At 71.0% G+C, this 20,623-nt stretch carries 23 protein-coding genes and 1 pseudogene; 10 read left to right on the top strand and 14 right to left on the bottom strand.

Annotated elements, in window-relative coordinates; all coding sequences use genetic code 11:
• Positions 1–55 precede the first annotated feature (55 nt).
• The 3 genes from ACFYZ8_RS37635 (at position 56) to ACFYZ8_RS37625 (ending at position 2,293) form a co-directional block, all read left to right on the top strand.
• Positions 56–178, top strand: a complete 123-nt coding sequence (locus tag ACFYZ8_RS37635) for a hypothetical protein (protein ID WP_359038046.1) — start codon at positions 56–58, stop codon at positions 176–178.
• A 97-nt stretch (positions 179–275) separates the two neighbouring features.
• Positions 276–398 (top strand): hypothetical protein, encoded by a 123-nt coding sequence (locus ACFYZ8_RS37630; RefSeq protein ID WP_388539970.1) that lies wholly within the window; start codon positions 276–278, stop codon positions 396–398.
• Between the two features lie 110 nt (positions 399–508).
• Entirely contained in the window at positions 509–2,293 is a 1,785-nt protein-coding gene (locus tag ACFYZ8_RS37625) for an ABC transporter ATP-binding protein (RefSeq protein WP_359038050.1), read from the top strand.
• A gap of 47 nt (positions 2,294–2,340) precedes the next feature.
• Here the strand turns inward: ACFYZ8_RS37625 and ACFYZ8_RS37620 are convergent, their stop codons facing one another.
• Both ACFYZ8_RS37620 and ACFYZ8_RS37615 read right to left on the bottom strand, forming a co-directional pair.
• Positions 2,341–4,104, bottom strand: a complete 1,764-nt coding sequence (locus ACFYZ8_RS37620; protein ID WP_388539973.1) for an immunity 49 family protein — start codon at positions 4,102–4,104, stop codon at positions 2,341–2,343.
• A gap of 91 nt (positions 4,105–4,195) precedes the next feature.
• Positions 4,196–6,241: a pectinesterase family protein gene (locus ACFYZ8_RS37615; protein WP_388539976.1), complete on the bottom strand. Its 2,046-nt coding sequence runs from the start codon at positions 6,239–6,241 to the stop codon at positions 4,196–4,198.
• Positions 6,242–6,555: 314 nt separating this feature from the next.
• Between ACFYZ8_RS37615 and ACFYZ8_RS37610 the strand changes: the two genes are divergently transcribed.
• From ACFYZ8_RS37610 to ACFYZ8_RS37595, 4 genes and pseudogenes are all read left to right on the top strand, one after another.
• Positions 6,556–7,125, top strand: coding sequence for a peptidoglycan-binding protein (locus ACFYZ8_RS37610; protein WP_388539979.1), 570 nt, complete (start codon positions 6,556–6,558; stop codon positions 7,123–7,125).
• A pseudogene (locus ACFYZ8_RS37605) lies at positions 7,020–7,310 on the top strand (ABC transporter permease); the annotation flags it as partial. The gene ACFYZ8_RS37610 and the pseudogene ACFYZ8_RS37605, both read left to right, overlap by 106 nt.
• Before the next feature lie 147 nt (positions 7,311–7,457).
• Positions 7,458–7,967, top strand: coding sequence for a SigE family RNA polymerase sigma factor (locus ACFYZ8_RS37600; protein WP_388539982.1), 510 nt, complete (start codon positions 7,458–7,460; stop codon positions 7,965–7,967).
• A gap of 55 nt (positions 7,968–8,022) precedes the next feature.
• Positions 8,023–9,051 (top strand): hypothetical protein, encoded by a 1,029-nt coding sequence (locus ACFYZ8_RS37595; protein ID WP_388539985.1) that lies wholly within the window; start codon positions 8,023–8,025, stop codon positions 9,049–9,051.
• Positions 9,052–9,073: 22 nt separating this feature from the next.
• On the opposite strand, the gene ACFYZ8_RS37590 is transcribed toward ACFYZ8_RS37595, so the two are convergent.
• From ACFYZ8_RS37590 to ACFYZ8_RS37565, 6 genes are all read right to left on the bottom strand, one after another.
• Positions 9,074–10,513, bottom strand: a complete 1,440-nt coding sequence (locus ACFYZ8_RS37590; protein WP_388539987.1) for a sensor histidine kinase — start codon at positions 10,511–10,513, stop codon at positions 9,074–9,076.
• Positions 10,510–11,244 (bottom strand): response regulator transcription factor, encoded by a 735-nt coding sequence (locus tag ACFYZ8_RS37585; RefSeq protein WP_388539990.1) that lies wholly within the window; start codon positions 11,242–11,244, stop codon positions 10,510–10,512. The genes ACFYZ8_RS37590 and ACFYZ8_RS37585 overlap by 4 nt, the downstream gene beginning before the upstream one ends.
• Before the next feature lie 107 nt (positions 11,245–11,351).
• The gene (locus ACFYZ8_RS37580; RefSeq protein ID WP_388539993.1) at positions 11,352–11,546 is read right to left on the bottom strand and encodes a hypothetical protein; all 195 of its coding nucleotides are present in this window, start codon (positions 11,544–11,546) and stop codon (positions 11,352–11,354) included.
• 29 nt (positions 11,547–11,575) lie between these two features.
• Positions 11,576–12,628, bottom strand: a complete 1,053-nt coding sequence (locus ACFYZ8_RS37575) for a trypsin-like peptidase domain-containing protein (RefSeq protein ID WP_359038069.1) — start codon at positions 12,626–12,628, stop codon at positions 11,576–11,578.
• A gap of 131 nt (positions 12,629–12,759) precedes the next feature.
• Positions 12,760–13,782 (bottom strand): LacI family DNA-binding transcriptional regulator, encoded by a 1,023-nt coding sequence (locus ACFYZ8_RS37570; RefSeq protein ID WP_388539996.1) that lies wholly within the window; start codon positions 13,780–13,782, stop codon positions 12,760–12,762.
• Between the two features lie 119 nt (positions 13,783–13,901).
• Complete coding sequence (locus ACFYZ8_RS37565; protein ID WP_359038073.1) at positions 13,902–14,669, bottom strand: response regulator transcription factor; 768 nt, start codon at positions 14,667–14,669, stop codon at positions 13,902–13,904.
• A 118-nt stretch (positions 14,670–14,787) separates the two neighbouring features.
• Here ACFYZ8_RS37565 and ACFYZ8_RS37560 point away from each other — a divergent pair, with 118 nt between their 5' ends.
• Genes ACFYZ8_RS37560 through ACFYZ8_RS37550 form a run of 3 tightly spaced genes read left to right on the top strand, consistent with a single transcriptional unit; the run spans position 14,788 to position 17,106 of the window.
• Entirely contained in the window at positions 14,788–15,660 is an 873-nt protein-coding gene (locus ACFYZ8_RS37560; RefSeq protein ID WP_359038075.1) for an alpha/beta fold hydrolase, read from the top strand.
• Between the two features lie 37 nt (positions 15,661–15,697).
• Positions 15,698–15,952 (top strand): MoaD/ThiS family protein, encoded by a 255-nt coding sequence (locus ACFYZ8_RS37555; protein ID WP_007382997.1) that lies wholly within the window; start codon positions 15,698–15,700, stop codon positions 15,950–15,952.
• A 2-nt stretch (positions 15,953–15,954) separates the two neighbouring features.
• On the top strand, positions 15,955–17,106 hold the full coding sequence (locus ACFYZ8_RS37550) for a hypothetical protein (RefSeq protein WP_388540000.1): 1,152 nt from the start codon (positions 15,955–15,957) through the stop codon (positions 17,104–17,106).
• Between the two features lie 249 nt (positions 17,107–17,355).
• Here ACFYZ8_RS37550 and ACFYZ8_RS37545 read toward each other — a convergent pair whose 3' ends face one another.
• The 6 genes from ACFYZ8_RS37545 to ACFYZ8_RS37520 all read right to left on the bottom strand — a co-directional run bounded on the left by ACFYZ8_RS37545 (position 17,356) and on the right by ACFYZ8_RS37520 (position 20,498).
• Positions 17,356–17,616 carry a DUF3099 domain-containing protein gene (locus ACFYZ8_RS37545; RefSeq protein ID WP_359038079.1) on the bottom strand — a complete coding sequence of 87 codons (261 nt, stop codon included), beginning with the start codon at positions 17,614–17,616 and terminating at the stop codon, positions 17,356–17,358.
• Between the two features lie 78 nt (positions 17,617–17,694).
• Positions 17,695–17,982, bottom strand: coding sequence for a DUF1416 domain-containing protein (locus ACFYZ8_RS37540; RefSeq protein WP_020122955.1), 288 nt, complete (start codon positions 17,980–17,982; stop codon positions 17,695–17,697).
• A 62-nt stretch (positions 17,983–18,044) separates the two neighbouring features.
• On the bottom strand, positions 18,045–18,884 hold the full coding sequence (locus ACFYZ8_RS37535; protein ID WP_388540003.1) for a sulfurtransferase: 840 nt from the start codon (positions 18,882–18,884) through the stop codon (positions 18,045–18,047).
• Between the two features lie 109 nt (positions 18,885–18,993).
• On the bottom strand, positions 18,994–19,074 hold the full coding sequence (locus ACFYZ8_RS37530) for an Ms5788A family Cys-rich leader peptide (RefSeq protein ID WP_350751515.1): 81 nt from the start codon (positions 19,072–19,074) through the stop codon (positions 18,994–18,996).
• A gap of 200 nt (positions 19,075–19,274) precedes the next feature.
• On the bottom strand, positions 19,275–20,003 hold the full coding sequence (locus ACFYZ8_RS37525; RefSeq protein WP_359038085.1) for a DUF2993 domain-containing protein: 729 nt from the start codon (positions 20,001–20,003) through the stop codon (positions 19,275–19,277).
• Positions 20,004–20,135: 132 nt separating this feature from the next.
• Positions 20,136–20,498 carry a DsrE family protein gene (locus ACFYZ8_RS37520; RefSeq protein ID WP_356597652.1) on the bottom strand — a complete coding sequence of 121 codons (363 nt, stop codon included), beginning with the start codon at positions 20,496–20,498 and terminating at the stop codon, positions 20,136–20,138.
• Positions 20,499–20,623: the final 125 nt, after the last annotated feature.

The following is a 20,623-nucleotide window of genomic DNA, read 5'->3' as shown; positions in this document are numbered from 1 at the left end:
TGCCGTAGTGTTTTCCATGTCGACAGCGAACGACGCAAACGCAAAGGAGAGCACAATGAGTTTCCACAAGATCGTCCCCGTGAAGAAGGCCGCCAAGCCCGCCCCGGGTCCGGCACCCAAGAAGAAGGGGCACAAGAAGGCCGCGCCGAAGTGTCGTCCGGTCGCCCCCAAGGGCTGACACAGAATTCACTGAAGTAAATCTAATTCATTCATAAGTAACTGCAGCGGATCGGTAGAGGAACTGTTGCAGAACCATGACGGAGAAGGATGCAGACATGAGCTTCCACAAGATCGTCCCCGTGAAGAAGGCCGCGAAGCCCGCCCCGGGTCCGGCGCCCAAGAAGAAGGGGCACAAGAAGGCCGCGCCGAAGCGCCGCCCGGTCGCCCCCAAGGGCTGACGCCGCACGCCACGAGGCGGGGCCACCGGTCAGCGAGCGCGTCTCGCGCCGGGGGCCCCGCCCCGGCCGTCTCCGCCGCCCGGGACCGCCGTACCTGAAAGGGAGTCGTCATGAGGGAAGTCCGCGAGGCCTTCCGCCGTTTCTGGCCACTGACCCGCGGCGACCGCAGGTGGCTGGCGGCGATCATCGCGTGCGTGGTCGTGTCCGCGCTCGCCGAGACCGCCGCGATCCTGCTGTTCGCGGAACTCACCGACACCGCCCTGAAGGCCGGTTCGCTCGCCGCCTTCTGGGGCCCGGCCGGCGCCTGGCTGGGCGTGGCCGCGCTCGGCGCGCTCGTCGGTTACCTCGGCAACTCGCTGGCGACCTGGACCGCGGAGAGATTCGTGCTGCGGCTGCGCGCGAAGGTCTTCCGGCACATCCAGGACCTGCCCCCGCACTTCTTCCAGCAGCACCGCAGGGGCGACCTGGTCGAACGCCTCACCGGTGACGTCGAGGCCATCGAGCAGATGGTCGTGTCCGGCGTCGTCGGCACGGTCGCCGCCGCCTTCTCGGCCGTCTTCTACTCGGCTGCCGCCCTGTACCTGCGCTGGGACCTGGCGCTCGCCACCTTCGTCCTCGCGCCCCTGTTCCTGTTCGCCGCCCGCCGCTTCTCCGGCCGGATCAAGGAGGCCTCGCAGGACGAGCGGGTCGCGGACGGCGCGATCACCTCCGTCGTGGAGGAGTCACTGGGCAACGTCGTGCTGACCCAGGCGTACAACCGCCGCCGCGACGAGGAGCGGCGCCTGGACCGCGAGGCCCGCGCCTGGATGAAGGCGTCCGTGCGCGGGGCCCGGCTGAGCGAGATGTACGAGCAGTTCGTCGAGGTCGTCGAGACCCTGTGCGTCCTCGCCGTGATCGGCCTGGGCGTCTGGGAGATCTCGGCGGGCCGGATGACGCTGGGTCAGCTCCTCGCCTTCGCCGCCTTCATCGGCTACCTGTACCCGCCGGTCCGCAACCTCGGCCAGCTGGGTCTGACGCTCACGGCGGCCACCGCGGGCGCCCAGCGGCTGAACGAGATCCTGGACGCGCGCCCCTCGGTCGGAGACCCCGCCGACCCCGTCCCCACCTGGCCGGTCCACGGCTGGGTCGGCTTCCACGGGGTGCGCTTCCGCTACCCGGGCGCCCACCGCGACTCCCTCACCGAGGTGTCCTTCTCGGCCGCCCCCGGCGAACTGGTGATCGTCACGGGCCCGAGCGGCGCCGGCAAGTCCACCCTGTCCAAGCTCCTCACCCGCTTCTACGACCCCTGCGCGGGCGTGATCACCCTGGACGGCGTCCCGCTCACCCACATGGGCCTGGAGTTCCTGCGCGAACAGGTCGCCCTGCTCCCGCAGGAGACCCTGATCCTCAACGGCACGATCCGCGAGAACATCGGGACGGGCCGCCCCGGCGCGAGCGACCAGGAGATCGAACAGGCGGCCCGCGCGGCCGCGGCCCACGACTTCATCAGGGCCCTCCCCGAGGGCTACGACACCGAGATCGCCCCCGGCACCGCGGCCCTGTCCGGCGGCCAGCTCAAGCGGATCACCATCGCCCGCGCGATGCTCCGGGGCGCCCCCGTCCTCGTCCTCGACGAACCCACCGCCGGCCTCGACTCGGTGGCCGCCCGTCAGGTGATCCAGCCCCTGCGCCGCCTGATGTCCGGCCGAACGACCATCATGATCACCCACGATCTGAGTCTGGCCCCGGACGCCGACCGGATCCTGGTGGTGGACGGCGGACGCCTGGTGGAGGCGGGCACCCATGAGGAACTGGTGGCCCGCCGAGGCGCCTACGCCCGTCTGCTGGGCCCGCTCCCGGAGGACACGGTGATCCTGCGGACGCCGCCGGACGACACGATGATCCTCAGGCGCTGACGCGCGTGCCGTACGCCGCTCCGTGCCCTGCCGGGTCCCGGCCGGTGTCAGAACGGCTCCGCCGCCGCCACGATCCGCGCCGGCAGGTACGGCGAGCGCACTCTGATCTCCCAGCCCCTCCGGCGCGCGTGGCAGGCGAGGGCCAGGACGTCGAGGCTGAGGGCGGCCTCGGGGTCGGCCGGGCGGTCGGCGACGGCGTAGTGGTCGCGGTGGGCCGTGAGGGCGTCCAGGAGGGCCAGGTTGAAGCTCTCCTCGTCGCCCTCGACGAGCTGGGAGAAGAGCACCGCGGGCGGCGGCAGGAACCCCTGGTCACGGGCCTTGCCCGCGTCCCGCAGCGCCAGGTCCGTGGCGGGCTCGGGATCCTCGCCGCGCAGATAGTCGTGCAGGGCCCGGCGGTAGGAGGCCGAACCGGAACGGTCGGGGCCGACCCGCTCCGGCCCCGCCAGGACCAGCGGCGCCAGATGCTCCCGCCGGCCCGTGATCAGCGCGAGGTGCACCGCCCGGTGCCAGGCCCCCGGCCCGGCGTCCTCGTCCCGGCAGGCGGGGTAGGTCACGGTCCTGCCGTCGATCGTCACCGGCACGTCGGTGCCGGGCTCCGCCAGGGTCGTACGGAACAGCGCGGCCCCCAGCTCCGCGGCCAGCCGCAGGTTCTCCAGCTGGGCGTCGCTCGCGTCGGGCGAGTGCGCGGCGCGGGTGCGGAAGAGCAGCTCCTGGTAGGTGACGGCGTAGGCCAGCTCGAAGGTGGTGAGCGACTTGCCCGGCGTCGGGGTGATGGCGTCCCGGGTGTACCGCGCGAACTGCTCCTCGCTGTCCGGGTCCAGGGGACGCGGCTCCAGAGCCCGGCCGAACTCCACCACGCCCGCGGCGAGTTCGGCCGCCGCGTCCGGGCGGCGGTCCCGGCCGTAGGGCCCCACCCGCGGCGGGGTCGCCTTGAACCCGGTGACCAGCGCGTCCGGCAGATAGTCGCTGTCGGCGGCCGGCGGCCAGCCCTCGTCCCGGTACGCCAGCGCCGTCAGGGCGATCGGCAGGAGGGGGAGGAGACTGCCCGGCCGCGCTCCGGGGCCGGGGGTGCCGGTCAGCGGCCTCAGCAGGCGTACGACCGCCTCGCCGAACCCCTCCCGGTCGCCCGCGGCCAGCGCGCGCAGCGCCCGCAGGCCGATGCCGTACGGCTGGTCGGCGAGCTGCTCGCCGGTCTCCTTCTCCAGCGCCCGCACCCGGCCGAGCGCAGCGTCGAGCGCGGTGAGCTTCTGCTCGCGGGAGGGCGGTCGGCTGATGTCGTCGTCGCCGGTGTCGCCGATGACGTAGGCCATGAAGCCGTTGATCAGTTCGGCGTCGGGGCGTCCTGAGCGGTCCTGCTGGGCGGCCTCGCGCGCGAAGTGGAAGGCCTCGCCGTGCCATTGGGTCTTCTCGACGAGGATCGCCAGGCAGAAGGCGTCCAGCCACTTGGCGGCCGTGACCGGCTCCGGGGTGCCGCCGGGCTCGCGGTCGTAGACCAGGCCCCAGTCCGGGTAGGTGAGGAAGACCTCGAAGTGGTCGCGCGGGAAGTACGCCGCGTACGCCACCGCGCCGGCGGCGGCCTCGGCCGCGTCCTCCAGGACCGCCTTCGCCTCGGGGGAGTGGAGGTCGGGGGTCTCCACCGAGAGCGCGCCGAGGTACTCGACGAACTCCTGGGCGATCAGCCACCACTCCCACGCCGTCACCGGGCCGGCCTTGGACATGGAGTGGACCTGCGAACCGATCCTGTTCGCGAAGTCCTTCCGCACCGCCGAAACGGCCGCCTCGCCGACCCGATGCCTCTCGATACGCACCATTGTCCCGCTCCCCCGTCAGTCCTGCTCGATCAGTCCTGCTCGATCCGGACAACCAGCCTAGATCCAGGCACTGACAGGGGAGTGGGGCAGATCAGGACGCGCTCGGCGTCCAGTCGCCCAGCCAGTCCGCGACCTCCTGGCCGGCCGCCTGCGCGTCGGTCAGCTGCGGCCGGTTGGCGGAGGCGGCTCCCGATCCGGCCCCGGTGTTCTTGTACTCCGCGAAGCGGTCGTCCTTCCAGGAGAAGCCGCTCATGTCGGTCCAGGGAGCGGTCCTGATCGCGGCGCTCAACGAGGTGTTGCGCACCGTGGCCTGCGGGTCGAGGCTCGCGTCACCGCCCGCGTGCCAGGGGCGGCCCAGGTAGAAGCTCGCGGCCGACACGTCCCCGTTGACCGTCGAGTTGGTGATGAGGATGCCCTTGCGGTTCGCGGCGGTGCTGGGCGCGGTGATGTAACCGGCCGAGCTGCCGTCCCAGCGCTTCTTCAGCGTGATGACGGACTTGTCGATCACCGCGGTGGCCCGGCCGAAGATGAAGTCGACGTTGCCGACGACGTAGGAGTTCTTCATGTAGACGCGGCCCAGCTTGTCCTTGGACGCGGTGTCGACGAGCAGTGTGTCCTGGTCGCCGCTGACGACGACCCCGTCGAGGAACACCTTGTCGGCGGCGGTGCGCAGGGCGACGGCCTGCTGGGCGATGTCCTGGTGGGACTTCTCGTCGAAGTCGTTGGAGATCGACAGGTTGCGGGCCTGGAAGTCGTCGGCCTCCACGGCGACGGTGGCGCTGCCGCCCGTGCCGTACGTCCCCGAACCGTCCGGCTTCGGCGTCCCCGACGCGTTGTTGTAGACGATCACCGTGTCGTTGCGGCTGGAACCGGTGCCCTGGATGGTGACGTGCGGCTTGTTGGACGGCACCTTGACCAGTTCGCGGTACGTCCCCGGCTTGACCGAGATCACCACGCGGGAGGGGTTGTTCGCCGGTACGGCGTTCACCGCGGCCTGCACGGTCGAGTACTGGCCGCTGCCGTCCTTGGCGACGGTGAGGGTGGTGGCGGCCGCGGCCTTGGTCGACGCGGACGTGCTCGTCGTACCGATGGAACTACGGGGGCCCGCACCGGACTTGAGCAGGGCGGGGACGTTCGCGGTGGGGTCGAGCGTGTAGCTGTAGTAGCTCTTCGGATCGAACGCCGTCCCCCCGCTCTCGTTCCTGCCGCTCGTCCCCACGAAGGTGTTGCCCCTCTGGACGATGCTCGCGGTGCTGTCCTTGATGACCGGGTTCCTGAAGCCCTGGAAGTACGAGTTCTCCAGGACCATCTTCGTGGCGCCGCGCGAGTAGTTGCCGTAGGAGGAGGTGATGTCCGTCCCGGCCACGTCCTCGAGGAAGTTGTTGTAGAGGTGGGCGTGGGCGGCGTTGTCCGTCGACGGGTTCCGCTGCTCGGTCTCGCGGATCCAGTTGTGGTGGATGGTGATGTCGGTGACGACGTTCTCCGTCCAGCCGATGCCGAACGCCTTGTTGTCCTGGCTGAGTTTGTTCCAGGAGACCGTCACGTAAGTGCTGTCCTTGCGGACGTCGATGAGCCCGTCGGCCATGTGCCGCAGGTCGTTGTGGTCGATCCACACGTGGTGGGCGCCGTCCATCTGGATGGCGTCGAAGTCGTGTTCCTTGTCGTTCCACACACCTTGGTAGGCGTCCCGGATGGTGAGGTTCCGGATGATCACGTTGTGCACACCGGCCCCGAGGAAGAAGCCGCCACCGACGATCTGCCCGGAGGTCCCGGACCCGACGATGGTCTTGTCGCTCTGGACCTTGATCTCTTTCCCGACCGGGTTCATGTCGATGGTCGCGGCGACGACGATGACGTACGGCTCGCTCGCGGTCGCGTACTTCTCCAGATCGGCGAGCGTCCTCACGGTGACGACCTGACCGTCCCGGCCGCCGTAAGTGCCGTTCTGTCCCAGTGCGTTGACCGACGCGAACCCGTCCGCGGTGGCGGTGGCCCAGGCGGGGGCGGCGGTGGTGGCGGCGGAGGCCTTCGGCTGGGCGCCGGGGAGGAAGCCGTAGGCGAGCCCTCCGGCGGCCGTCAGGGCGAGCGGAACACCGAGGGCGAGTGCGGTGGTTCGGCGTCGACGATGCTGGGCCATGGGGTCATCCGTTCCGTGCGGGGGGGTAGGGACCGCAGTGCAGTCGCCGCCCCGGCCCGGAAGGTTGCCGCTGCCTGAGTGAAATCGGCCAAGCTTGCGGGGACTTGAGTCGCGGGGCGCATCCGCTCTCCAGCCCTCCTTGTCTTCCTCTTACCTTCCCCTCGTGGCGACCGAACAGGAGTTCGGTAATCCTGCGGGAGCCTCCGATTGGCGGCCATGCTTTACAGAGGTCGGCATTTGGTCAGCCGGAGTAACTGCCTTTCGATCAGGCAGTGTCCGAAGCAGAGCAGCCCGTCCCGACGTCGGGGTCCGAGATGTCCGAGAGATCCGGCCGATCCCGCCGCGCCGCGGACAACGGTCTCTCGCAGAAGCGCAAGTGGGTGGCCGCGGTGGCGGCGGCCGCGGTCCTGCTGACCGGTGCGGGCATCGCCGCCTCCTTCGTCGTGAAGTCACCGGCGCAGGCGGCGGCCGAGGCCGACCCGCCGCAGCAGGGTGTCCTGACCGCGCCGGTGGAGAACCGCGTGCTCAAGGACTCGGTCATCATCCGCGGCACCGTGGTCGCGGGACAGTCCGTGGACGTCGCTCCGTCCGGTTCGGGTGGTGAGGGCACGACCAGCGCGGTCGTCACCAAGGCACCCAAGGCCGTGGGGACGGAGATCAAGGCCGGGCAGGTCCTGGTGGAGATCTCCGGCCGCCCGGTGTTCGCGCTGAAGGGCCGGGTGCCGGTCTACCGGGACCTCAAGCCGGGTTCCACCGGCGACGACGTGGCGCAACTCCAGTCGGCGCTCGGCGCGTTGGGGCACGGCACCGGCAGCGACGCTCGTGGCACATCACCATCCAGTTCCTCGCCGAGTCCGGCTCGCTGGGTGCCCTCGGCGGGCTGATCGGCACCAGTCTCGGCACGCTCACGGTCGTGGGAGTCGCCGTGGCACGGGAGTGGACGCCCGTCGTGCATCCCACGACGGTGGCCGCCGCCCCGGTCATCGGATTGGTCACGGGACTGGTCGCCGGCCTCTACCCGGCCTGGCGGGCGTCCCGGATCCAGCCCGCGGAGGCGTTGCGCAGATGACGGAACCGGTGAACGACGACGCAGGCTCCCCGTTTTCGGGGAGCCTGCGTTCTTGTTCGCCTTTGTTCGACGCAGACGTAACGGAACCCAGGGCCCGAGGCGTCAAAGGCATGTGAGCGCGGGCGTGTTACCGGGAGGGGAACCCACATGGCCGGATCGGCACAACGGTCGGAAGAGATCGAGGAGTTCATGCAGTCGGTGAGTCCGCGTCTCTTCCGTGCCGCCCTGCTGGTCTGCGGTGACTGGCACCTTGCGGAGGACCTGGTCCAGACGACTTTGGGCAAGGTGTTCGTCTCCTGGAGACGAGTCCGCAAGGCCGACAGCCCGCACGCCTACGTGCGCACCATCCTGATGCGCACGTACCTCTCGCATGTCCGGCTGCATCGGACGTACGAGAAGCCCGTGGGCGAGCTGCCGGAGCAGACGGCCGCCGGTCACGACCCGGCCCTGCGGCTGGTGCTGGCCCAGGCGCTGGCGCGGCTTTCGCCGCAGGACCGGGCCGTGGTGGTGCTGCGCTACTGGGAGGACCGAAGCGTCGCGCAGACCGCGAAGGAACTCGGCATGAGCGCCGGGAATGTCCGCATCCGGAGCATGCGGGCACTGTCGAGTCTGCGCACGTCGCTCGGCGGCGAGCAGGACGTTCTCGCCGGTCGCTGACCGGCACCACATCATCGCCGCGGCACCGATCTCGGTGGGAAGGGCTGGAGAACTCATGGAGCACACAGGGCAGATGGAGCGGGACGAACGGGAGTTCGGCCCCCGCCTTGGCCGGATGCTGGACGCGTACGCCGACGTGCCGGCACCGGACCTGGTGAGCGGCGGGCTGGCCCGGGGACGGCGGCTCAAGCGGCGCAGGCAGACCCTGTGGGGAGCGGCCGTGTTCACCGTCGCGGCCGGGCTGACGGGCGGGATGGCCCTCACGGGGACGCTCCCGGGCGCCACAGGCGGCTCACCCGACGGCACGAAGAACCAGGCCACCGTCACCATCCCGGACTTCTCGCTCGCCGCGAGCGGGACCTCGGCACCGGACGGCAAGGCCGCCGTCACCGGCAGGGCGGCCGTGGCCACCCTGCGGGACCTGCTCCCGGGCAGGCCTCCCACCACCGGCTACCGGTGGTGGGACAGCAAGGAGGGCGCCGGCACGGTCAGCGCCGGGGGCCGCCTGCTCACGAGCGGCGGTAAGGCGGAGACGACGGTCAGTCTCCAGGGCACTTTCCAGCTCACCGCGTTCGACGCGCTGAGCAAGGACGCGGCGCGGGCGGCGGCCGAGGGCTCCGCGGGCGCGGACCAGGACAAGAGCGGCCAGACGGCACCGGACAAGTCCGCCGCCGCGAAGGAGGCCGGGGGATCGTCCAAGACCGGTACCGGCAAGGCCGGTTCGGAGAAGAAGGTGCGCCCCGCGACCAAGGCTGAGCTGGGGACCTTCTACTCCTGCGCAGGCCGGGCGGCGGCCGGGGCCAACCTGTCGTCCTGCTCCGCCCGCAACCTTGCCGACGGCTCCGTGCTGATCAGCTACGAGGAGAGGTCCGGCACCCTGACCCGCCGCACCGCCGACCTGCTCCGCAAGGACGGCACCCGGATCGTGCTCGTCACGGCCAACAGCGCGGACAGCAAGCGCGGCCCGGCCGACATCAGCGCCCCGCCGCTGACTCTGGCCCAGCTCGCCACCATCGCCGAGAGCGCGAAGTGGCAGCCGTGGGTGGAGCCGTCGGTGAACGACGGGGCGAAGAGCATCTCCTGAGGTCAGTCGTCCTCGGCCCGTTCTACGCCGTCGGCGTCTCCGGTGGCGGAGTCGGCGCCCCCGGCAGCCGTACGGTCGCGATCGTGCCGCCGCCCTCGGCGTGGTCCAGCGTCACCTGCCCGCCGGCCTGTTCGACCGTGCGGGCCACGATGGACAGGCCGAGACCGGAGCCCGGGAGGGCGCGGGCGCCGGGGGAGCGCCAGAAGCGGTCGAAGACGTACGGGAGTTCCTCGGCGGGGATGCCGGGGCCGTGGTCCCGGACGGTCAGCACACCGCCGCTGAGCCGCACCTCCACGGTGCCGCCCTCGGGGCTGAACTTCACCGCGTTGTCCAGGACGTTGACCACGGCACGTTCCAGAGCGGCCGGTTCGCCCCGCGTGAACCAGGGCTCCAGCGAGGCGTTGATCGTCAGCTCCGGGCCCCGCAGCCGCGCCCGGCGCAGCGCCGCCTCGACGGTGTCCTCCAGCGAGACGACCTGCACGCGTTCGCCGTGCTGGCCCTCCGAGCGGGACAGCTCCTGCAAGTCCCCTATGAGAGCGGCCAGTTCGGTCATCTGGGCCTTCACCGACGCGAGCAGAGCCTTGCGGTCGGCCTCGGGGAGGGGGCGGCCGGTCTCCTCGCTGCGGGTCAGGAGTTCGATGTTGGTGCGCAGGGAGGTGAGAGGGGTGCGGAGTTCGTGACCGGCGTCCGCGATCAGCTGCTGCTGGAGCTCGCGGGAGTTGGCGAGGGAGGAGGTCATCGAGTTGAACGACCGCGACAGCCGGGCCACTTCGTCCTCGGCGTCCTCCTCCACGGGGATGCGGATGCCCAGGTCCTCCGTCCGGGCCACGTGCTCGACGGCCTCGGTGAGCTTGTCGACGGGACGCAGCCCGGCGCGGGCGACGAAGAGACCTGCGGCCCCGGCGCCCAGGACTCCGATGCCGGAGACGAGGAGGAGGATGAGGGCGAGTTCGTTGAGGGTGGACTGGGTGCCCTTGAGGGGGGTCGCGAGAAGCAGGGCGACACCCCGGGAATCGTTCGTGTCGACGCCCAGGTACCGGGTCAGCACCCGCACGGAGTTGCCGTTCGTGTCGGTGCCGTTGCGGAAGTAGAGCGTGCCGTCGTTCGCGCGCTCGATGACGGTCTTGTCGGCGCCCGTCACCTTGACCGTGCCCGGGGAGGTCGGGTCGACGCAGGGGGCGCCCTCGGTCTTGATCGCCTGGACGTAGTTGTTCCGGCCGGGAAAGACCTGCGTGATCTTCTCCGGGGTCTGCGTACACCTCGCGATCAGCGAATCGACCGTGCCGGGCCTGCTCGCCATCTCCTTCAGATCACCGTCGACCTGGTCGTACAGCTTCCCCTGCACGATGAACCAGCACGTCACCGAGACCGCCGCCACCGCGAACGCCACCGCCGCCGCCACCAGCAGCGCCAGCCGGGACCTGAGCGGCAGGGACCGGTACCGCCGGACGAGCCTCTTCACTCCGCGCCACCCTGCCGCAGCACATACCCCACGCCCCGCACGGTGTGCACGAGCCGCGGCTCGCCGCCCGCCTCCGTCTTGCGGCGCAGGTACATGACGTAGACGTCCAGCGAGTTGGACGAGGGCTCGAAGTCGAAGCCCCAGACCGCCTTCAGGATCTGCTCCCTGGTGAGCACCTGGCGCGGGTGGGCCATGAACATCTCCAGGAGGGTGAACTCCGTACGGGTCAGCTCCACCGGCCGCCCGGCCCGGGTCACCTCACGCGTCGCGAGATCCATCCGCAGGTCGGCGAAGGTGAGCGCCTCGTCGTCCTCGGCGGCCGCCGCCGCTGCGGCCGCGTACGAGCTGCGCCGCAGCAGAGCGCGGACCCGGGCGAACAGCTCGTCCAGCTCGAACGGCTTGACCAGGTAGTCGTCGGCGCCCGCGTCGAGCCCGGTGACCCGGTCGCCGACGGTGTCGCGGGCCGTCAGCATCAGGATGGGGGTGGTGTCGCCCGCGCCGCGGATCCGCCGGGCGGCCGTGAGCCCGTCCATGCGGGGCATCTGGATGTCCAGGACGACCAGGTCGGGCCGGTACGCCGTCGCCTTGTCGAGGGCGTCGGCGCCGTCCACGGCGACCTGCGTGTCGTAGCCCTCGAAGGCGAGGCTGCGCTGGAGTGCTTCGCGCACCGCCGGCTCGTCGTCGACGATCAGGATGCGCTGGGGGTCACGGTCGCCTTCGGCGGGGCTCATGGCTGGGGATTCCTCGGGTGCGGTGGGTCGACAGGGGACTGCGGGAAGTGAAGGCTTTCAGCCTCGCACGGTTCCCTGCCGGCGCTGAAGGACGTGCTCTCAGGGGGTCAGCCGCGTACGGCACGGCGGCGGCCGCGGGCGGCGCTCACCGCGCGGCGGGCCCCCGCCGTGGACGCGGCCGCCGTGGCCGCCACCTCGGGCGCCCGTGCCATCGGCGGATGCAGCTCGTACGCCACCTCCAGGGCCAGGGCGAACCCGGCCGGGTCGGTGCCGTTCACCGTGTGCGAAACCTGCTCGATCATGACGTACTCCTTGCGAGGGTCCGGAGGTGTCAGCTGTCCGCGCCGCCGGCCCGCAGCGTGGCCAGGTCGGACTTGACGGTGTTGATCGGGATGGAGAAGCCGAGGCCCGCGCTTCCGGCCGTGGAGGAGTCCGAAGTGGCCGAGTACATCGCCGAGTTGATGCCGATGATGTTGCCGTTCATGTCGATCAGCGCGCCGCCGGAGTTGCCCGGGTTCAGGGACGCGTCCGTCTGGATCGCCTTGTACGTCGTCGTGGACGAGCCGGTGTCGCCGTTGAACTGCTGGCCGCCGAACTCGAACGGCCACTCACCGCGGCCGCCGCCCTGCTCCTGGCCCTGGCTCTCGTCCGTCGAGACGGTGACGTCCCGGTTGAGGGCGGAGACGATGCCGCTGGTCACGGTGCCCGTCAGGCCCTCGGGGGAGCCGATCGCCACGACCTCGTCGCCGACCTGGACGCCGTCGGAGTTGCCGAGCGTGGCCGGGGTCAGACCGGAGGCGTTCTCCAGCTTGATCAGGGCGAGGTCCTTCTTGCTGTCGGTGCCGACGACCTTCGCGGTGTACGTCCTGCCGTCGCTGGTGCTCACCTTGATGGAGTCGGCGCCGGAGATGACGTGGTTGTTGGTGATGATCTCGCCGCCGCTGGTGATGATCACGCCGGAGCCGGTGGACTCGCCGGCGTTGGAGGTGGCGTTGATCTCGACGATGCTCGGGCTGACCGCCTTGGCGACCCCGGCGACCGTGCCCTTGGCGGAGGACGGCACCACGTTGGTGCTGGTGCTGCTGCTGGTGGCGACGGTGTCGTTGCCGGTCAGCTCCTGGATGCCGTAGGCGGTGCCGCCGCCTATCGCCGCGGCGACGATCGCCACGGCGGCGAGCAGGGCGAGCGGACCGCGGGTGCGCCTCTTCGGGGGGAGGAGAGCGGTTCCGCCGCCGTCACCCGGCTGCGGGGGCGTGACCGGCGGCTGGGCCGGCGGGGGCGGCCACTCGGGGTTCACGGGCGACGAAGCGTGCTGCTGCTGGGCGCCCTGGTAGGGGTTCTCGTACTGCTCGTACTCGCCGTCGCGGCGGAAGCTCTCGGTCATGACACACAGCCTGTCCCGCGACCATGAGAGCTCCCTGAGTGCCGGCTGAGAAGCCCGGCAGAACCTCGTATGCCCGATATAAAGCCGCCGCTGGCCTCCGGCCGGGTGTTCTCAGACGGCTTTAAGGCACCTCACTCGCAGCCGCAGGACCGGCGCACGACCAGCTTCGACGGGAACACCTTCAGCCGCTCCCGGCGCGACCCGGCGACCCGCAGCCCGTCGTCGAGCACCAGGTCCACCGCGGCCCGGGCCATCGCCGACCGGTCCGAGGCGATGGTCGTCATCGGCGGATCCGCGAGCGCGGCTTCCTTGATGTCGTCGAACCCGATGACCGCCAGCTCGCCCGGCACGTCGATGCGCAGCTCGCGCGCGGCCCGCAGCAGGCCGATCGCCTGGTCGTCGGTGGAGCAGAAGACGGCCGGCGGACGCCGCGGCCCGGCGAGGATCTCCAGGCCCACCTGGTACGCGTCGTAGCGGTTGTACGGCGCCTCGAAGAGCCGTCCCTCGGTCGGCAGCCCGGCCCCGGCCATGGCCTGCCGCCAGCCCTCGACGTGGTCGGAGACCGGGTCACCCACGGAGGGGGTGTCGGCCGTACCGCCCATACAGGCGACGTAGGGGTAGCCGTGCCCGAGCAGATGCTCGACGGCGATCTTCGCGCCGGTGACGTCGTCCAGGACGACGGCGACGTCGTCGATCGCCTCCGGCCGCTCGTGCAGCAGCACGACCCGGGCGTCCCACGCGTCGATCTCGGCGGCCGCGTTGTCGTTCAGCGCGTGCGAGACCAGGATCAGGCCGGAGACCCGCATCCCGAGGAACGCCCGCAGATAGTGGACCTCGCGCTCGCCGATGTAGTCGGAGTTCCCGACGAGGACCATCTTCCCGCGCTCGGACGCGGCCTGTTCGACCGCGTGCGCCATCTCCGCGAAGAACGGCTGGCGCGCGTCCGGCACGATCAGGCCTATGAGATCCGTGCGCCGGGACGCCATCGCCTGGGCGACCCGGTCGGGCCGGTACCCCAGCTCCTTGATCGCGGCGAGGACACGCTCGCGCGTGGCCGGGGCGACCGGCCGGGGTCCGTTGTTGATGACATAACTGACTACGGCGGTGGACGTCCCCGCGAGTCGCGCCACGTCATCCCTGGTTACCTTGGCCACGCGCGGAGTCTACGCGGATGGACCGCCTCTGGGCAGGGCGTGAAGGACGTCCCCGTACTGCCGCGGTGGGCCGTACGGGGGTGCGTCGGTGCGAGAGCCATGCCCATCCGCGGGACCCGCTATGCCTCTACGTCCTCGAGGGCGGCGCTCTCGTCCGCATCCTCCGTCTTTGCCCGGTCCGCGGTGGCCTTCGCCTCGTCGGCGGCCCGGTCGCCCTTCTCGGGCGTAACGAATCGATAACCGACGTTCCGGACGGTCCCGATCAGCGACTCGTGCTCGGGGCCGAGCTTCGCGCGCAGCCGTCGTACGTGCACGTCGACCGTCCGGGTGCCGCCGAAGTAGTCGTAGCCCCAGACCTCCTGCAGCAGCTGCGCGCGCGTGAAGACGCGGCCCGGGTGCTGGGCGAGGTACTTGAGGAGCTCGAACTCCTTGAAGGTGAGGTCGAGGACCCGGCCCTTGAGCTTCGCGGAGTAGGTCGCCTCGTCGACCGACAGGTCGCCGTTGCGGATCTCCATGGGGGAGTCGTCGTTGACGATCTGCTGGCGGCCCATGGCCAGGCGCAGCCGCGCCTCGACCTCGGCCGGCCCCGCGGTGTCGAGGAGGACGTCGTCGATGCCCCAGTCGGCGGTGACGGCGGCGAGGCCGCCCTCGGTCACGACGAGGATGAGCGGACAGCCGGGCCCGGTCGAGCGCAGCAGCTGGCACAGGCTGCGGACCTGGGGCAGGTCACGGCGTCCGTCGATGAGGATGACGTCGGCACCGGGGGTGTCGACGAGGGCGGGGCCCTCCGCCGGAGCCACACGCACGTTGTGCAGCAGCAGGCCGAGGGCCGGCAGCACCTCCGTCGACGGCTGGAGGGCATTGGTCAGGAGCAGCAGAGAACTCATATGTCTGGTTCCTCCTCGGTCCCGCGAGGTCACGGCTTTCGTATACGGGGGTATCCGAAAGCACAAAAGGACCCGGGGGCTGCGTTGCCCGAGTCCTCTTCCCAGGAGAATAGCCCACATGAGCATGGATCCGGCAGGTCGTGTGGCACGTTCCACGGTGAGTCCGCACTCTGAGACGCGCAGACACGCACCTATACGGACGTTTCTGCACACCGACGACGGTGTGACGATCGATTCCGTATACGACCCGCCCGCCTTCGTATACGACTCCTCCCGGCCACCCGCGCGTGACCTGGTGTTCGTGATCGCGCACGGTTTCACGGGCGATGTGGATCGCCCACACGTTCGCCGGGTGGTGAAGGCGTTGACACGGTACGGCGCCGTGGTCACGTTCTCCTTCCGCGGCCACGGAGCCTCCGGCGGGCGCTCCACCGTCGGCGACCGCGAGGTGCTCGACCTGGCCGCGGCGGTGGCGTGGGCGCGCGAACTCGGCCACACGCGCGTGGCGACCGTCGGCTTCTCCATGGGCGGTTCGGTGGTGCTGCGGCACGCGGCGCTGTACCGGCAGGAGACCGGCGAGGGCACGCCGGGGCAGGTGGACGCGCACCCGGACGCGGTGGTCTCGGTCAGCTCACCGGCCCGCTGGTACTACCGCGGCACGGCCCCCATGCGCAGGCTGCACTGGCTGGTGACCCGCCCCGCGGGCCGTCTGGTGGGCCGCTACGGATTCCGCACCCGTATCCACCACCGGGACTGGGACCCCGTCCCCCTCTCCCCGGCCGAGGCGGCTTCGAGGATCGCCCCCACCCCCTTGCTCGTCGTCCACGGCGACCGCGACGGCTACTTCCCCCTCGACCACCCGCGGATGCTCGCGGAGGCCGCGGACGGCCACGCCGAGCTGTGGATCGAGCCCATGGGCCACGCCGAGCACGCGGTCGGCGACGAGCTGCTGGACCGTATCGGGGACTGGGCTGTCGCAGCGGGCGGCTAGCCTGGCCCCGTACACCACCGAACGATTGAGGAAGCGGATGCCAAAGGTCACGGTGCGCTACTGGGCCGCCGCGAAGGCCGCGGCCGGGATCGCCGAGGAGCCGTTCGACGCGGCCACGCTCGCCGAGGCGCTGGACGCGGCACGCGAGCGACACCCCGGCGAACTCGTGCGGGTCCTGCGGCGATGCTCGTTCCTCGTCGACGGTGACCCCGTGGGCACCCGCGGACATGAGACGGTACGGCTGGCCGACGGCGGCACGGTCGAGGTGCTCCCGCCGTTCGCAGGAGGGTGACGATGACGAACCAGCCGTACGAGGGCTACGAGGAGTATCCGCAGCAGGGCTGGCCCGCCCACGCCCAGCAGGGCTACGAGGACCCGCAGGCCCCCCAGCACCACACCCAGCAGTGGCAGGGCCAGACCTGGGAGACCCAGGTCCAGGCGCCGGTCACGGGGGCGGCAGGCCCGGCAGGCCCGGCTGAGACGGCGTATCTGCCGCAGCAGGCGTACGAGGGCGAGGCCCAGGGGTACGGCGGCTGGCAGCAGCAGGCCGCCGCCCCCGGGGCCTACGGTTCCGCGCCGGTGAGCCCGGACGCCGGCCGGCCGCACCCCGCGCATCCTGGAGGGGCCTCCCCCGCCGCCGCTTCCTCCTCCGCCGGCTACGGTCCCGCCACCGTCGCCGGCAACGCCCGCGTCACCGACGCCCAGCGTGCCCGTCTCGAGGGCCGGTCCCCGGTCATCGAGCCCGGTATCCAGCCCGCCGCGCTCACCGCGCTGCTCGGCCTGCTGCTCTCCGGCACGGCGGCGATCGGGTCGTACGCCCTCCTCGTCCCCCTGGTCGTCCTCCAGGCGGTCACCGCGGCCGGCTGGTTCCGGCTGAACGGCATGTGGCCCGCCCGGCAGGGCATCGCGCTGGCGTTCCTCGGCGCGCTGGTGGCGGACGCGGCCCTGCTGACCGCGGGCCGGGAGAACGCGCCCGCGGCGATCCTCGGCACCCTCGGCGTCTGGGTCCTGCTCAGCCTGGTGATGCAGCTGCGCTCGCACGCCGACCCCGACGAGCGGATGTACGGCCTGATGGCGACCGTCGCCTCGGCCGCGCTGGCGATCGTGGCGACCGGCCACCTCGCGGCGGACCCGGACGCGGTGACGGTCGGCGCGGCCGCGGTGGCCGTGGCGGTCCTGGCCCGCGCGCTGCCCCTGCCGACCCCGGTCTCCGTGGTCGTCGCCCTGCTCGCCGCGGCGGGCGCGGGCATCGCCGTCGGCGGGATGACGGGCCTCGGAGCGAAGGGCGCCCTGCTCGGCGCGGGCGCCGCGGTGTGCGCGCTGATCGGCCACCGGGTCGCGAGCTACGACTACCCGTCCCGCTTCGTGCACTTCACGGCGGGCGTGGCCCTGCCCCTGTCCGCGGCGGCCCCGGCGGTGTACGTGCTGGGCCGGGCGATCGGCTAGACCCCGGGGGCGGCCCCGTCCAGAGGCAGAAGGGGTGCCCGGACGGGTCGTACAGCACCCGTACGCCGTCCTGCGGCTGCCCCGGCGAGCCAGGCGCCCGGTCAGCGGTGAGCGGGGTCGGCAGCACGTGTTCGGCGGCCGGCGCTTTCCAGCCCGCCCGGCGTTTGAGGCGAGGCCGTTCAGGCCGATGAGGGTATGGGGCGCGGCCCCGGCCACGGTCACGCCGACGCCGCTCGGTCCCCCGGAGGGTCACCGCCGCCGCTTCTTCCCGTCCAGCTCGTCCCACCACTCGTCGGACTTGGGGTCGCCGGACGGGTCGTCCCACCAGCGGTCGTCGGGGCCGCGCCGGTTGGCGACCATCGCGGCGAGGGGCGGGATCACCATGGCGACCACGCACATCCCCACCGCCACCGGCATCGACCAGAGCCGCACGACTCCCCAGGCCAGGACGAACAGCCCGATACAGGTGCCCATCATGGCGAAGTAGACACGCCGTCGTCGCGCCAGCATGGGTCCAGCGTAGGCCCGGAAAGGCCGGAGGGCCGTACCCCGAGGCAGGGGTACGGCCCTCCGGTCGAGCTGGATGCCTCAGACCGCGATCGCGACCTCGGCGAGCCCGCCCTGCTGGGCGACGACCGTGCGGTCGGCGGTGGCGCCCGGAACCAGGGCGCGGACGGTCCAGGTGCCCTCGGCCGCGTAGAAGCGGAACTGGCCCGTCGCGGAGGTCGGGACCTCCGCCGTGAACTCGCCGGTCGAGTCCAGGAGGCGGACGTAGCCCACCACAGGCTCGCCGTCACGCGTCACCTGGCCCTGGATGGTGGTCTCACCGGGCTTGATCGTCGAGGCGTCGGGGCCGCCGGCCTTCGCTCCACACATGTCTTTCTCCAGATTCAGAAGGTCTGACCGGAAGGAAGGCCGGTCGGGTTGGACGGGGTGTCTTACTTGTTGGCGCCGAGCTCGATCGGAACGCCGACCAGGGAGCCGTACTCGGTCCAGGAGCCGTCGTAGTTCTTGACGTTCTCGACACCGAGCAGCTCGTGCAGCACGAACCAGGTCAGGGCCGAGCGCTCACCGATGCGGCAGTACGCGATGGTGTCCTTGGCGAGGTCGACCTGCTCCTCGGCGTAGAGCTCCTTGAGTTCCTCGTCCGACTTGAAGGTGCCGTCGTCGTTGGCGTTCTTCGACCACGGGATGTTGCGCGCGGACGGGACGTGGCCCGGACGCTGGGACTGCTCCTGCGGCAGGTGGGCCGGGGCGAGCAGCTTGCCGGAGAACTCGTCGGGGGAGCGCACGTCGACGAGGTTCTGCGAACCGATGGCCGCCACCACGTCGTCACGGAAGGCGCGGATCGAGGTGTCCTGGGGCTTGGCCTTGTAGTCGGTCGTCGGGCGCTCGGGCACCTCCTCGACCAGATCGCGGGCGTCCAGCTCCCACTTCTTGCGGCCGCCGTCGAGAAGCTTCACGTTCTCGTGGCCGTAGAGCTTGAAGTACCAGTAGGCGTAGGACGCGAACCAGTTGTTGTTGCCGCCGTACAGGACCACCAGCGTGTCGTTGGCGATGCCCTTCGCCGACAGGAGCTTCTCGAAGCCCTCCTGGTCGATGAAGTCGCGGCGGACCGGGTCCTGCAGGTCCTTGGTCCAGTCGATCCGAATGGCATTGCGAATGTGGTTCTTCTCGTAGGCGGACGTGTCCTCGTCCACCTCCACGATCGCGATGTCGGCGTTGTCGAGGTTGGCCTCGACCCAGTCGGCGTCGACCAGGACGTCGCTGCGGCTCATGCTCGTTCTCCTCCGGGGCAGTTGCGGCGGGGCGTGCGGAAGGGTGCGCGGGGCGCACGGATGCCCTGGGGCGCCAGGGCGAGGGGATGCGGAGGCCGGTGCCGTCCGCTCAGAAGGGGCGACAGAGCATGGCGGCGACGCGGCACAGGTCTACTGCCCGCCGCTTCGTGAGATCCGCCTGTCGCTTCATGTCGTCGATCGTAGGGACGGACATACCGGCATGTCACCGGTGTGTCGCATGCTGAGACGCTATCGTCCGGGATGTGGGACCAGAAAGCCGCCCGGGCCGTGGTCCCACGGTTCCCGGGCGGATGCAGCCGTCATCACATCTGCGGTACGGACGTCACCGTCTCGCCTGTCGGACGAACCGTGTCCGGTACGAGGCTCGTCCTACCCGGCGAGCTTGACGTCCGAACCCTTCACCGTGATCTCCACACCGTTCGCACCCGCTTCCACCTTGTCGAGCTTGATGCCGCCCGGCAGGCCCTCGATCTTCTGGTCGAAGTCGGCGATCGAACGGAAGTCCGAGTCGGCGAGGGTGAGGTTGCCGAAGCTCGGGATCGAGTCGGCGTGCACCCGGACGGTGTCCCCGTCGACGACGGAGACGGTGCTCAGCACGGTGACGGGGTTCTTGAGGGCGCTCACCTCGATGTCGACCTTGATCTTGCCGTTCCCGCCGTCGGAGAGGCCGACGACCCTGGCGGTGACACCCAGCGGCAGCTGGGTCTCCTGCGACTTGGCCGCCTTCAGCAGCTGGCTGTAGGCGATGTTCGCCGAGCCCAGGGCGGTGGAGGCGGTGGCGGAGCTGTAGTCGCCGGAGAACGCGACGCCCTTCATGGCGGCGTTCAGGTCGTCGATGCGGATGGTGCCGCCGCTGGTCCCGGTGTCCGCGTCGTAGTCCTTCATCCCGACCTCGACGTCGTCCAGCTCACCGCCGGCCACCTGGGTCAGGAACGGGAACCCCTTGATGTCCACGCTCGGCGTCGTGGTCAGCCCCTCCTGCGTCTTCAGCCGGTCGGCGACCTCGCCCTCCGCGAAGTGGACCGCCAGACGGTCGGCGGCGACGAACAGGCCGCCGAGAATCACGGCGGTGATCAGAAGTATTCGCAGGGCGCGCATGCGGTGGATTCCCCCAGAGCGGCGGTGGTGTCGACGGACGGGTGGCCGTCGAGCGTGAGAGTAGTCCCGCCCGGTAAGGAGACCGGGAAATTGTCGATCACCTGTGACAGGCCCGACCGGTGTCCGCCCCGCTCAGTAGACGAGCGCCTGCGTCCCGTCCGCGAGCGCCTCCTGGACGAACACCTGCGCGCCCGCGATCCGTACGCCCTCGATGACGTCCTTCTCCGTGATGTCCCGGCGGGCGGCGCACTGGGTGCACAGCGTCACCCGCCCACCCGCCAGAAGCGCCTCGATGAGCTCCGGCAGCGGCGCCGCGTGCGGCAGCTCGAACTCCGCGGCCCGCCCCGGCAGCGCGAACCACGCCGACTCCCCGGTCAGCCACAGCGAGACGTCCACCCCACTGGCCACGGCCACCGCCGCCACGGTGAACGCCTGCGAACAGCGCTCGGGGGCGTCGGTCCCGGCGGTCACCTTGATCACGAGCTTCTTCGCCATACGGGCAGCGTAGCCGGGGTGCGCATCCCGAAGCTGATGCCGCCCGGGCCCTGTGCGTTGCGGATGTGTCCGGATCGTGATCAACCTCCAGCGCAACTCTGGGGGTTGACCAGCAGTCTCCTGTG

The organism is Streptomyces sp. NPDC001668 (genome assembly GCF_042893155.1).
Lineage (GTDB): Bacteria > Actinomycetota > Actinomycetes > Streptomycetales > Streptomycetaceae > Streptomyces.
This window is presented reverse-complemented; position numbering and strand designations above follow the sequence as displayed.